This is a genomic window from Ruminococcus hominis (assembly GCF_014287355.1).
GTDB lineage: Bacteria > Bacillota > Clostridia > Lachnospirales > Lachnospiraceae > Schaedlerella > Schaedlerella hominis.
The window spans coordinates 1,226,286-1,240,502 of record NZ_JACOPE010000001.1 but is presented as its reverse complement, the minus strand read 5'-3'; the positions used below and the strand labels follow the sequence as shown (position 1 = coordinate 1,240,502).

Below are 14,217 nucleotides of genomic sequence, written 5' to 3'. Positions count from 1 at the left end.
GTTATTATGATCCCACGCTAATTAAATTTCATATTTTTTTCACTTTACTTCATTAAAATAATGCGTATAATTGTAACTGCAAACATAATACAAATGAGGTTTTCTACTTATGAAAGATAACGTAAATAAAAGAAATTTAGAAATAAAGACAGCGCTTGTTTTTCTCATTACATTTGTTCTTGCTGCCGGTTTGACAGATTATCAAAACCAGACACAGGAAAAGGAAGAAAAATCAAAAGCTGCTTACACCGCAGAATCAACGATCACCCATATAGAAGCTCAATTGAATAAATATCTGGCCGAATCCAATCTGATCAAGCAGATTGTAGAATCCGGGCGAGACATTGATACGCAACAATTTGCTACTATTTCTGAACTCATGCAGGACAAACAGCATGTGATCAAGGCCTACGAACTTGCTCCGGATGGTGTCATTTCCTATGTCTATCCATTAGAAAGCAATGAAGCTGCTATTGGTTTGGATATGCTTGAAAACAAAGAACGAAAAAAAGAAGCTAACCTTACTAAAGAAACCGGAGAATATACCATTGCAGGACCTTATGAACTTGTACAAGGTGGCACCGGTTCACTGCTTTTTGATCCAATCTACACAAATGATACAAACGGAGAAAAAAATTTCTGGGGATTTTCGATTCTTGTCATTGACTGGAATCAGTTCATGGAAGAAATTCAGTTGAACAAATTAGAAAATGCAGGCTATGAATATCAAATCTGGAAGGAAAATACAAATACCGGAGAAAAAATTGTAATCGCACAAAGCCAAAGCTATTTTCCTACGGATACCCTTGAAGTAGCATGTGCTGTTCCAAATGATACCTGGTATTTTGAAATTGTTCCGAAAGAAGGGTGGGCAACCGTTCATCAGGTAGTACTCGGTCTTTTCTTTGCTCTGATCATTGCAAGTCTTCTGGCAATTGGTTATTGGCAGGCCAGCATGCGTCGGCTGAAGGATATTCTCCATGCAGAAGAAATGGAAAAAACAGCTCAGAAGGCTGAAGCTGCTAATGAAGCAAAGACACGTTTTTTATTCAATATGAGTCATGATATCCGCACTCCAATGAATGCGATTATTGGATTTTCCGAATTGCTTGAAAAGCACATTGATGAAAAAGACAAAGTAACCTATTATATCGGTAAGATTAAATCTTCCAGTTCTTTACTGCTTTCTTTAATCAATTATGTGCTTGAAATGGCACGAATTGAAAGTGGAAAAGCTGACTTAAGATTAGATACCGGACACTTTCAGGAATTACGTGATTCTCTCCAAACCGTTTTTGAACCGGCTTTAAAAGAAAAAGGACTTACGTATTCTACGCACCTGGATATTCAACACCCATACATTGTATATGATAAAACAAAAACAAGTGAGATTCTGTTAAATATCGTAGGTAATTCAATCAAATATACACCTCGCGGTGGACATATAAGACTGGATATTTCTGAAATTCCATCCGAGCGAAGTGATGTTGCAACTTATCGAATGATTATTGAAGATACCGGTATCGGTATGAGTGAAGAATATCTGCCACATATTTTTGAAGAGTTTACCCGCGAACATACCAGTACAGAAAATAAAATTGCCGGAACCGGACTTGGACTTCCGATTGTAAAATCTCTGGTAGACTTGATGGGTGGAACCATTCAGATTGAAAGTAAAGTAAATGAAGGAACTAAAACAACGATTCAAATTCCATTTTTGATTGCCACCCAGGAACAGATTGAAGAGAGTCAAACATATTCACCGTATCTTGTTACTAACCACGCTCTTGGAAAACGGATTTTAATGGCTGAAGATAACAAATTAAATGCTGAGATTGCTGAGACAATTCTTCAGGAAAACGGATTTGAAGTAGATTGTGTAGAAGATGGATGCCAATGTTTAGCACTCCTCCAGGAAAAACCAGAAGATTATTATGGCTTAATCTTAATGGATATCCAAATGCCTAATTTAAATGGTTATGAAACCACACGCTTAATCCGAAACCTGAAAAATCAACGTGCTACAATTCCTATCATCGCAATGACTGCCAATGCATTTGATGAAGATAAGAAAAAAGCTTTCGCTGCAGGAATGAACGCACATATTGCCAAACCAATCGATGTTGAAGTTTTGCTCCATACACTGGAAAAATTTGTTCAATAACTTTTTCACAAAACCAAATTTCATAGTCTTATTAATCTATAATAGCCGAATCACTTCTGTATTCCAGATTTATTTCGGCTATTGTAATTTTACTTTTTAACTCTGATTCTTTTTCTTATTCTTCACACAATATTTAGAAAGTGCTTTCAGCACCGCCTCTGTTTCAAGCGGTTTTGTCAGATGTTCATTCATTCCAGCATCATACGCCTTTTGACGATCATCAGCAAATGCATTTGCAGTCATAGCAAATATCGGAATCGTAATATAATAAGTCGTCCAAAGATTACAACGCTGTTTTTTTTGCTCCTCTCACTTTATACTTATCCAATTTTTATAAGATTTTATATATAAGACAGCAAGAAAACTACTATATATTTTTTTCATTGACTTGTATAATTCTATTAATAGATATTTCATATTATTTTTAATCAGACTTATAAAGGAGCGTTTATTATGAGAGAAGAAGAAAAAATCAATGCAGGCATTTTATTCTGCCCTGGCGATCCAGAATTAGTAGCTATAAAAAGAAAAACTCACAATCTCAATGTAGATTACAATAATACATATGAAGATGAAATAGAAAAAAGAGCTTCTATTCTTTCCGAGATTATCGGCGAATTTGGTGAAGGAAGCCGAATCCAGGGACCAATTTTCTTTCACTATGGAACACACACGAAAATCGGAAAACATTTTTTTGGAAACTTCAACCTGACAATTCAGGATGATGCAGAAGTGACCATCGGAGATAACTGTAACTTTGGACCGAATGTAACGATCGTCACTCCGATTCATCCGATGCTCGCCAACGAACGAAGAGAATTGTTAACCGCTACTGGCGAAAAGAAGCTTTTATGTTATGCCAAACCGGTTCATATCGGAAACGATTGTTGGTTCGGTGCCTCCGTCACAGTATGCCCAGGCATTACGATCGGAGATAATTGCGTCATCGGCGCCGGAAGCGTTGTAACCCATGACATTCCTGCAAATAGCTTTGCCGCCGGAGTTCCATGCAAAGTAATCCGTAAGCTTACCGAAGCCGACAGCATGAAAAATAAGCCGGAGATACTTGCGGATAATGTAGTAATTGAGCCGTAGATATGGTACTCTACTCTTAACACTTATATCATTTTCTTTCAAAAGGAGGGATTTCTCATGTTCACATTTTTTAATTCAGACACTTTATGGATTGGAACAAACATGCGAATATTTAATCAGATTCATGATGAATTGGATACCCGGCATATTCCTTATCGTTACAAAGTCAAAAATGAACTCGGACAATGGGCAATACATGGCTCACTTCGAGGTCGTACCGGAAGCATCGGAAATCCTTCTGAACAAATGTATCAATATAAGATATTAGTACTAAAGAAAGATTTGGAGCAAGCAAACTTCATCTTATCCAATATTCAACAACTCGATAACTGAAAATTTTTCCTTCCACTTCCAATACACGGTTCTTGCAAAAAAAAGATAGTTGAACTAGAAGTTCAACTATCTTTTTTTCGCAAGGACCGTGTATAGCCACCTTACTTAGCTGCCGCCTCTGCAGCCTTTTTCTCTCTATCACGTTTTGAAAGTCTTTCTCTTACAGCTTCCATATGTCCCGGTTTATCCAGGTCATAGATCAGAAGTGGAATTATTCCTACGAAGAATACAATTCCAGGAAGAAGGTTTGCTGCAATATTGATACCTGTCTGGATATGTGGTGTCATATCAACTCCACCGGCATATCCGAATGCTCCCATAACAACCAGGAACAATGAGTTTGCAATAGCTGTTGCGATTTTAATAGCACATCCCTGGAATGAGAATGCCATACCATCGTTACGTGCTTCATATTTATCATCAAAATCATCGATTGCATCAACCATCATACCTGCACCACATGGACCTGCAACATATCCAAGACCATATACAATCAATACAATAAAGTCAAATACGATATTTTCATAAGGACCTACAAACAGTACAATCAATGAAGCGCCCTGAATAACCATTGAAAGGATTGCTGTATTACGTTTTCCAAGTTTGTCAATTACCTTTGGTGTAAATGGCATAATGATTGTTCCAACGATCATCTGCATCATCATGAAAATTGTGATGAATACGAAGTTCTGTACGCAATACAGATAGAAGTAAACTGCTACTGAAATACGTCCTAATATACCAAACATGTTAAAGAAACTGTATAACATTGCACACATAAGATTTTTGTTTTTGAATACCATTTTCAGACCATCACTTACTTTACCCTGGTCTTCTTTCTTAACAGTGATTCTTTCTTTTGAAAGGATTGCTACTGCCCAGAACATAGGAAGTGCAATAACTGCAAGTAAAATAGCTGTTGAGTGATATCCTGCAGCCTGATCTCCTTTACCAAACCAGAGAACAAGTTTTAATACAAACAGGTTCAAAACAATCTGTCCGATTGTCATACCCATCATCTGAGCTGCATTTAATTTATTGATTTCTTTAGGGTCACGTGTCATAACTACAGGCAATGCAAGGTATGGTACATTTGTCATTGTGTAAGACATACCTAAGCCAATGTATGTAATGTAAGCATAAACCAATTTACCTGTGCTTCCGAATCCTGGTACTGTAAATGTCAGGATTGTGAAGATTACAAGGAAAATGGCTCCCACAAAAATGTAAGGTCTGAATCTTCCGTGTTTTGTATGAGTACGCTCCATAAGAGTTCCCATCATTGGATCATTAATTCCATCCCATACTTTTGCAATTAACATCAAAAGTGCTACTGCACCAGTTCCAAGTCCAAATACATCTGTATAGAAAATAGAAAGATATGTACTTACCATTGTCCATGAAAGCTGTGATGCAAAGTTACCAAGTCCGTATACAAAATAATGTTTTCCTGTTAACGGTGTCATACCGTATTCATTTAATTTTTTTTCACCCATTTTGATCTCCTACCCTCTGCCGGTTTTATGGCAGCAATCTATGCAAATTTTTTATTACATAGATTCGATTTCTTTATCAAAGTTTTTGTATTTCTCCATCATCTTTGGAAGTGTATCTTTGTTTGCAACCAGTTTTGGTACACATACCTTGATCATGTTCTGAATTTCATTGTAGTGCTCGTAAATACCAATTGTAGTATTTCTTGCTCTGTTCTTTTCTTCTTCTGAGAATTCTACATTTACCTTGTCTCCATCTACAGACAATGTTCCCCAGATACCGCAAATTGGACACTCAACATGTGTTGTTCCGTTCATGCTAAGCAGTGGATTGTGACATACTGGACATACGCCCTCTTCTCCAACCCATGTATCAACCTCATCATAAGGTTTTCCAAGAGATTCTGCTACAGCTTTACCAAGGTCTGAACATTTCTGCATCAAAGCAGAATCAAATAATGGATGTCCTGTTCTTCCCTGATCATAAGCATCTACATGTCCTACACATTTCATGCAGAATGAGAAGCTGAATAAGTCTAACATTGGAAGTCCCAATGATACCCAGTTGTGAGTCTGTGCTCCACCAACTGAGATGTAACCAACATATCTGTCTTTGAAGTATCTTGGGTCAAGTAATTCATCTTCTGATTTACCTTCTGCAATACGTTTCTTGTTTTCTTCAATCAATGCTGCTCTGTCGTGGGATGGTCCAAAACGATCTACAAAGTTTTTGAACTGTCCTACAATACCAACTGCATAAACTGGAGCTCCGATGATGATACCATCTGCTTCCAGACATGCTTCTTCCAGAATATGGTAATCATCTTTCATACAGCAGTGAATCTCTGTAGCACCTTTATCACGGTTTCTGCTACAGTAATCACATGCACGGCAATGTCCGATGTTCAATGTTACTGTGTTGATGAACTGAACTTCTGCACCTGCTGCTTTTGCTGCAAACAGTGCTTCTTTAACCATGACATCACTTCTCTGGTTCTTTCTTCCGAAAGAAATTCCTAATACTTTCATATTTCTCCTCCATCTCTTAATTGATGAATTTATTGTATAATTATTTCACAAACTCTACTTCTCCCAAATCATCCTTTCTCAGTTCATAATTTTGTCATGATTTTTTCTAAAAAAGAGACAAAACAAAAATTATCAAACAATTTTTGTCTTGCCTCTTTTAATTTAAAATTTCTTTGTATAAAATTGTTACATCTTTTATCAGATAATAATTTTTATAAAAGTATCATCTGGTTTTACATTTCATCCTGCATTGCCTGGAATTTCTTTACATATTCATCAAATCTCGGATATCTGTCCTTTCTTCCCTGCTCAACCTGATGTTCTAATACTCCTGTAAATCTCAAGCGGCTACGTCTCTTTTCTTCTTCCGAAAATTCAACTTTTACATCGTCCCCATCTACCACAAGTTTTCCGTAAATACCACAAATCGGGCAGCTTACTTTTGTTGTTCCTGTCATGGTCATTTCGTTGCAATGACATACCGGACATGTTCCCGGATCTGATGTCCACTCAATCTCACTTGTTTTCTGATCTAACGCTTCTACGATATGTTTTCCCATCTCTGCGGACTTTTCTAATAATCTCTGATGATTGTCCGGAACATATGAACCATATGCATCCAACTGATCTACCACCTTCATATTCAGACTCATACCAAATAAATTCATACCTGGAATTCCGTAAGACACCCAGTTCTGCGTCGTTGCTCCTCCTACAGAAATATAAGATACAAGATGTCTCTTCAGACAATCAGGATTTAATTCCTCGCCGTTCGTATCCTTACGCAGCTCATTTTCAAATAACATATAAGCCTTATCATGAGCAGGCCCAAAGCGGTCTACAAAGTTTTTAAACTGTCCAGTCGGAGCCAATACATATACCGGTGCCGCAACAATAATTGCGTCTGCTGCCAATACCGCATCGGAAATTTCTTCATAGTCATCTTTCTGACAACATTTAATCTGTCCCTTTCCGCTCTGAAGAATTCTGGAACAGGCTCCACATCCAATACATGGTTTGATTTCTTTTTTCATTGTATCAATAATTTCAACTTCTGCTCCCTGCGCCTCTGCATTTTTTATCGCTTCTTTTAAAAATCCTTTACAATTTCCATTTACACGTCCAAAATTCAACCCCAATACTTTTTTTCGTTCACTCATGTTCTTCCTCCATCTTTTGACTTATTTTACAACTCGTTTCAAGTTATTTATTTGATATATTTACTATACATGTTTTTTGTGCTCTTTACTTTTATATTTTTTACCTGAAATATGTAAATATTTGCCTTTATTTCTCATAAAAAAAAGGACGGGTCAATAAAATCAGTTATTTTCCTGCCCTTTCAATATACAATTTTATACATCATATCGATATTGAACATCAATCAGGCGAATTTCCTGCATCTCCAGATTGTTTGTCAGACACAACTCACCATTTTCTACTTCTATCGTTTTCATTTCAATACCTGGAATCGCACTGCTCTTTAGATAATCTACCTCATCACGCATAAGTCCTTTGGAATAATCCAGATTTTTCCAAAGGTCCTGCACACTTCCACATTCTCTGTTCACGCGATATATCTTCACCAGATATTTTCCGTCTTTTACATTCTGAATTGTAAAATTCAACTTAATAGGATCAATATCTTCTACATATTGTTCTATATCTTCCAGTTGAATTTCATCTTCATCTGTAAAAACATAACGGGAAGATAAACTTTTATAATTGTGACATGCAATCACATAACGATTTCTTCCATTTGTTGTAACAATCGCGTGGTCATTCTTCTCCAACACTTTCGGCAATAACCGATTCATAAACTGAAATGCGTAAAAAGATGGCTTACAGATTCCATCCCTTGATATCAGACCTGAATCTCCATTCAATACTGTATCCGTATCATAGTAATCCGAATACAGATCCAACGCATGCCAATATGCCATCATATCTACTGCGCCATTCATTTCAATACAGTTTTTCAAAATGTATGCTCCCTGTTCACAACTGTCATTTAATACATTTCTGTTTGAAATCGTAAAGTTCCACTCATCAATATGAAATTCCGGTATTTGAAATCCAGTTTCTTCCATAACATTTTTCATGATTTCAATCTGATTCAACATATATTCCGAATCGATGGATTTTCTTCCGAGACGTCCTCCCTCTTCAACCAACGCTATGTACTGAAATGAACAGACTGACAAAAAATCCGGATGAATTTCACGTGCTTTCCATATAGGAAAAATTTTTTTACATACAAGCGTTTCATATCCTAATATAAATCCGGCTCCGCCAACCGAAATTTCTTCTGAATAATTCTTCATTGTTTGATATAACAGATCAAATCTCTGATAATATTCCCCATCCGGTTCTGTGATGTTTAGAGATGGATCATTCCAATATTCAAAGTACCATGTTTCCAGTTCTTCTACACCATATCGGTTGACGAGATGAACACACAGTTCCCGTATGATTTCAGAAAAAGTTTTGAAATCATAGGAATCCATCTTTGATTTTTCTATATTTATGCTACGTTCCGGCGTATACATAAACAGACTGGGTTTGCTTCCCACTTCAAGATATGGTTTCATATGATGATCCAGAAGAAAATCCAATACTTGATCCAGTCTTCGAAAATTGTATCCTTCTTTTTCACTAAAACAATATTCTCTTGATAAAATATTCCAGATTCTGGCATATTTTACCCCTGTCTGTTTTTGAATTTTTTCAACTTGATGTTGTGCTTCTGACTGTAAAAGTAAATAACCATCCCCAATACTGATTGCTTTACTGCAATCTGTCAATGTATCCTTCACATTTCCTGCATTGATGATGTATTCTTTTTTCCTCGTCGATTGCGGATTTTCTTTGTGTGCACGAAATTTTAAGTACTCCAATATACGTTGTTCTTCTTCCTGCTGCAACATCTTTTCTTTTTCATCTTTTTCCTTTTCATCCTGTATTTTCTTCCGATATTCACTAGGGGATTCATTGTAAATCTCGCGGAATGCTTTTGTAAAAGATGCCGATGTCGGAAATCCATTATCATACGCGATATGTGTCAGATTTTTATCTGAATACATCAATTCGTCCACCGCATGAAATAAACGTACGTTATTCAGATACTCCATAAATGTCATACCCAAATTCTTTTTTATATATTTGGACAAATATGCATTTGACAAATACAACCGATCCGCAAGATCATTTAAACTGATCTGACTTTGATAGTTCGCCTGTACATAATTTTGAATCTGACGGATTCTCATACGGTCCTGCGAATCCTCTAAATTTAACCTCACATCATCTGCTTTTACCAGAAAGTTACTGGTCAATACATATAATGTTTCAAAATATAACGCATTCAAATACAATGCACTCTTGTCATCTTTTTCAAAATATCTCGTTAAAATTCGATCTAGCAGTCTTCTAAGATTACTATAAGCATGATTTCGATCCGCCACTGTATTACACCAGAAAAGCAACTGCATAGATCCCATATATTCAGCCAATAAATGAAAATCTATCTCAAATCTCGCCCCTAAAAGTTCTTCATTTCCAATTACTGTATGTCGTTTATTTGCATTGATAAGGACAATATCCCCACTTTGCATTTTGTACATTTTGTCATCAATCTTGATATCCAGATTTCCACGAAGTACATAAAACATTTCCGGATTCTGATGATAATGTGTTGCTGTTTCTGCCTGCGCTATAAAATGAAACTGCATCAGCTTTCTTGTTGTATCCATCTTCTTTTGTACCTCCCAATAATTCTATGATACCATTATATTTTTTTCATATCGCTCTATCTATGCAATATTTTGTTCGAAATATTGCAAAAAATATCCTTTTCATGATTATATTTCTATTTTTACAACAAATATTATACGCTTTTTCTTGTCCTCTTGGTTTTTAGACAGCAAAAATTATATCAACAAAAGCAGGAATGTCACCACTCCTGCTTTTCAACTAAAACCATATTTATTCTTTTACTCCACCCAGAGAAATTCCTGCGATAAATGCTTTCTGGAAGAATGGATACAATACCATGATCGGAATAACACCAATTACTGCCATTGCCATACGAATACTGGTTCCCGGCATCTTTGCTACAGCGGCTGCTGCATCTGCACTGGTTGCCATCGTTGCAAGTGTATTGATATTATCAATGATACTCTTCAAAAACTGTTGTAATGAATACAATTTTGTATCACTGATATAATACAATCCATTTGTCCAGTCATTCCAATAACCAAGTCCTACCATCAATCCGATCGTTGCCAGAATTGGTAAGGAAAGTGGTAATACAATCTTGAAATAAATGTAAAGCTCTCCAGCTCCATCGATCTTTGCTGCTTCTATCAATGCCGGATGAATGTTGGATGCAAAATTGTTCTTGTACAAAATAATATAGAATCCATTAAATAACAATGTCGGTATTAACAATGCCAGAATGGAGTTCTTCATATGAAATACCTGTGTGTACATGATATAAGAAGGAACAACTCCACCATTGAATAACATTGTAAAGAATACCATGAATGTCAATGGTTTTGCACGTTTGTAATCTTTTCTTGATAATACCCATCCGAGCATCGGACCGATCAAAAGGCTGATTGCAGTTCCGACAATGGTAATGAAAAATGTAATTCCATATGCCTGGAAAACTTTTGTTGCATTTGATTTGAACAAATATGTATATGCATATAATGTAAAGTCTCTTGGAAGGAATGAATATCCTTCTTTTAAAAGCGTTGCATTTTCTGTCAATGATGATGACACCAGAAGCAGAAACGGAAGCAGCGCACATAATGCCAAAATTGTCAGTATCGCGAAGATCAAAACCTGATAGGCTTTATCCCCTGTTGATTTTACACTGGAATCTTCCATACTCTTACCTCCTAGAATAATGCGTTCTCTTTGTCTTTTCTACGTACGATCGTATTCACAACAAGAACTAAGATAAATCCTACAATTGCCTGATATGTACATGCCGCAGACGATGTTGAAATATTATTTAAAGTCATCAGGCAACGATATACATAAGTATCAATTGTATTTGTTACCGAATACAGTGCTCCAGAATCCATCGGAACCTGATAGAACAAGCCGAAATCAGAGTACATGATTCGTCCTACATTTAACATCACAAGTGTGATCACTGTCGGTTTTAACATTGGTAATGTAATGTAGAAAATCTGTTTGAATTTTCCTGCACCGTCTACTCTCGCTGCTTCATAAATACTTCTGTCAATTCCAACGATTGATGACAGGAAGATAATCGCGTTGTATCCGACCATTTTCCATACATAAATAAATATCAATATGAACGGCCAGTATTTCGGTGCTGCATAGAAGTTGATCTCGTTTCCTTCTCCAAGCATATGATTTACCAGACCGGCATCATTACTAAACATTGCATATACGATATATGCAACGATAACGTATGAGATCAACTGCGGAAGCAGGATACTTGTCTGGAAAAATTTCTGCCATGCTTTGCTGAAAATATCAGCCAGGCAAATACCAACTACAACACCCATCAATGTTCCAAGTAAAATAAATACGACATTATATAATATTGTATTTTTTGTAATCAGAAATGCATCACTGTTCAGGAAACTACCTGATGTGCTGGAGAATAACTGTTTAAAGTTCGATAACCCAGCCCATGGGCTCTTCATAATACCAACACTATAGTCTACTTTTTTAAATGCGATCACGATACCAAGCATTGGGATATAGTTGTTAACTACAAAATACAACATTCCAGGAATTGCCATGAAATCCAGTGCGGATGCTACTTTTAACTTCCATAACATATACATTGTCCAGATCACTACGATGATGGAGCACAACATACAGATAATACTGCCTGCTCCTACATGTACATTCTTTGCTCTGGATAATGTATCTACTGCTGAACTTGCAAGATACAGATTTGCAATAAAGCTGACAACCGATGCGATACAGGCTGACAGCATCGTCTTTTTCTGTCCTGCTTTTACTGTTGCTACTGCTGATATTACAAAAACAATTCCTGCAATTATGATCAATACCATTGGAATGCTGGTTGTCAGAACAATCTTACCTCCACATACTGTTTTTCCGGTAAGAAGGCTGATTCCTGATAATCCATATACTTTCCCTTGATACGAATATTTCAAAAATGGAAATACTGCAGATGCAAGCAGTACAATACCTGCAATCAAGATTTCAAACATAATCCGATGTTCTTTTTCTGGCAGAGCCAACGATGCAAGCTTTGTTTTTTTCTGTTCCATTTCTTGCCCTCCTGAACTTCCTCTATTTGTAACTGTTCATTACACTCATTGATTTTGCATGAAAACAGTTACCTCTAATCTACAAATCGGTACCGCTGAAGACTCCGCCGGTACCGATTCTATTTACTACACTGCTTTTATTGTTCTGCAAGCCATGCATCCAGCTGTGACTGATAAGTCTCAAGGATTTTATCCATTCCTGCTGCGGAAAGTGCAGAAATGAATTCTTTATATGTTGCGTCTACATCACTTACAATACCTGCTGCCAGCTGTGGTTTATACTGGTCTACAACATTTTTACAAGCTGTAATCTCACTTGTTACTTCAGAAGGATCTACACAGAATCCAAAGTATTTTGATTTTTCAACTTTTTCATTCTCTGCTTTCTGCTGATCTCTGATGTCTGCTCCATCACCTTCCCATGGAGTTACAAGTAATCTGTCTCCATATAAGAAGTCAGCTGTATGATACTGAACTGTATCTGCTGTTACACCTTCTGGATATGTCGATGTTCCATCGTCATTTTTAACCCAGTCAACATCTTCAACTCCCCATGTCAGTGTATCGATAAATTCCTGATCTCCATAGAGAAGATTTAATACTTTAATTGCTGCTTCAGGGCTCTTTGCTGTTACAGGAACTGCAAATCCAAATTTCTGGAATGCACTTGTTGCTACTTTTGCTGTTGTTACCTCTTTAAGTAATCCTTTGTGTCCTGAACTTCCTTCAAAACTTCCAAGGCTTCCATTTTCAATCTGTTTGATATCAGAGAATCCAACACCATTCTTGATTAAGCTTTCGCCCCACTCCTGTGAAGTAGATGCATCTTTATAGATAAGACCTTCATCATACATCTCTTTTGCCATCTTAATGTTGTTATACCATTCATCAGATGCGAAATAGCATTTTACTTCGTCTGTATCCGGATCAGCATATACATACTGATAACTATCTCCCAATACATCGACCCATTCAGCATCATCGAAAGAGTCTCCTCCGTTGATATATGGCTGCGGGCTTACACAAGAGCCTTCCTGGTCACTGTTTACAACACCATTCAACTCTGTTTTTGATGTTACCTCTTTTAAAATATCCTGATATTCACTCCAGGTTGTCATCTTTTCTGCTTTGTCTGTAAGTCCAAGTTCGTCCAATGTATCTTTATTCATACAGATTGCTTCTGCTGCATACAGTGATGTCATATTACCTACACCGTAAATCTTTCCATCTTTTGATGTTGCAGCCAGATAATCTCCCATTACATCTTTGATGTCTTTTCCATACTCATCAATGTACTCTGTAATGTCCATCAACTGGTTCTGACTCATGAATGACTGATATCCTGCTGCCGGAACAGGTGTAAACATCATCAGATCCAAATCTTCTCCTGCCTGAATCATCATTGGAACCTGTGTTGCATACGTGTTTGGGTCAAACCACTTAATATCAGCATGTACATTCACTTTTTCTTCCAACTGCTCGTTGATTGCCTCCTCCACATGATCTGTTGCACTCTCATCCATTGGACTTAAACACATCAATGCAATTGTGATTTCATCTGTCTCACCTGAATCTGCGGCTGCCTCTGTTCCTCCGGATTCTTCCTCACTTGAACCACATCCGGCTAACATCGTTGTACCCATTGCTGCTACAAGAAACAATGCTGCTAACTTTTTGAACTTCATAACTTTTTCCTCCTTTATTCGGTTCGTTTGTTGTTGGCTCTATTATAAGTGAGAGGTTCATCTTAGAATTCATCTATTTTTATTCATTTTTTTCATTTTCTTTACTTTTTTTGAAACAAGGCAGCACAAAT

At 36.8% G+C, this 14,217-nt stretch carries 11 protein-coding genes; 3 read left to right on the top strand and 8 right to left on the bottom strand.

Annotation, left to right across the window (positions count from 1 at the left end; genetic code table 11):
* Window positions 1-109: 109 nt before the first annotated feature.
* Entirely contained in the window at window positions 110-2,164 is a 2,055-nt protein-coding gene (locus H8S40_RS05340) for an ATP-binding protein (protein WP_186864769.1), read from the top strand.
* A gap of 96 nt (window positions 2,165-2,260) precedes the next feature.
* On the opposite strand, the gene H8S40_RS05335 is transcribed toward H8S40_RS05340, so the two are convergent.
* Entirely contained in the window at window positions 2,261-2,407 is a 147-nt protein-coding gene (locus tag H8S40_RS05335) for a response regulator (protein WP_118688174.1), read from the bottom strand.
* A gap of 210 nt (window positions 2,408-2,617) precedes the next feature.
* Between H8S40_RS05335 and H8S40_RS05330 the strand changes: the two genes are divergently transcribed.
* Window positions 2,618-3,259, top strand: coding sequence for a sugar O-acetyltransferase (locus H8S40_RS05330; protein WP_121055971.1), 642 nt, complete (start codon window positions 2,618-2,620; stop codon window positions 3,257-3,259).
* A gap of 57 nt (window positions 3,260-3,316) precedes the next feature.
* Window positions 3,317-3,592 (top strand): hypothetical protein, encoded by a 276-nt coding sequence (locus tag H8S40_RS05325; RefSeq protein WP_186864768.1) that lies wholly within the window; start codon window positions 3,317-3,319, stop codon window positions 3,590-3,592.
* Between the two features lie 101 nt (window positions 3,593-3,693).
* Here the strand turns inward: H8S40_RS05325 and H8S40_RS05320 are convergent, their stop codons facing one another.
* From H8S40_RS05320 to H8S40_RS05290, 7 genes are all read right to left on the bottom strand, one after another.
* On the bottom strand, window positions 3,694-5,088 hold the full coding sequence (locus tag H8S40_RS05320; protein WP_118688176.1) for an MFS transporter: 1,395 nt from the start codon (window positions 5,086-5,088) through the stop codon (window positions 3,694-3,696).
* A gap of 54 nt (window positions 5,089-5,142) precedes the next feature.
* On the bottom strand, window positions 5,143-6,114 hold the full coding sequence (locus tag H8S40_RS05315; RefSeq protein ID WP_117989740.1) for a flavodoxin family protein: 972 nt from the start codon (window positions 6,112-6,114) through the stop codon (window positions 5,143-5,145).
* Window positions 6,115-6,347: 233 nt separating this feature from the next.
* Window positions 6,348-7,274, bottom strand: a complete 927-nt coding sequence (locus H8S40_RS05310) for a flavodoxin family protein (protein WP_118737896.1) — start codon at window positions 7,272-7,274, stop codon at window positions 6,348-6,350.
* A 195-nt stretch (window positions 7,275-7,469) separates the two neighbouring features.
* The gene (locus H8S40_RS05305; RefSeq protein ID WP_186864767.1) at window positions 7,470-9,866 is read right to left on the bottom strand and encodes a GH39 family glycosyl hydrolase; all 2,397 of its coding nucleotides are present in this window, start codon (window positions 9,864-9,866) and stop codon (window positions 7,470-7,472) included.
* A 232-nt stretch (window positions 9,867-10,098) separates the two neighbouring features.
* Window positions 10,099-11,007 carry a carbohydrate ABC transporter permease gene (locus H8S40_RS05300; protein ID WP_118688178.1) on the bottom strand — a complete coding sequence of 303 codons (909 nt, stop codon included), beginning with the start codon at window positions 11,005-11,007 and terminating at the stop codon, window positions 10,099-10,101.
* 11 nt (window positions 11,008-11,018) lie between these two features.
* Window positions 11,019-12,401: an ABC transporter permease gene (locus H8S40_RS05295; protein WP_243238188.1), complete on the bottom strand. Its 1,383-nt coding sequence runs from the start codon at window positions 12,399-12,401 to the stop codon at window positions 11,019-11,021.
* Between the two features lie 137 nt (window positions 12,402-12,538).
* The gene (locus tag H8S40_RS05290; RefSeq protein WP_186864766.1) at window positions 12,539-14,086 is read right to left on the bottom strand and encodes an ABC transporter substrate-binding protein; all 1,548 of its coding nucleotides are present in this window, start codon (window positions 14,084-14,086) and stop codon (window positions 12,539-12,541) included.
* Between the last annotated feature and the right edge of the window lie 131 nt (window positions 14,087-14,217).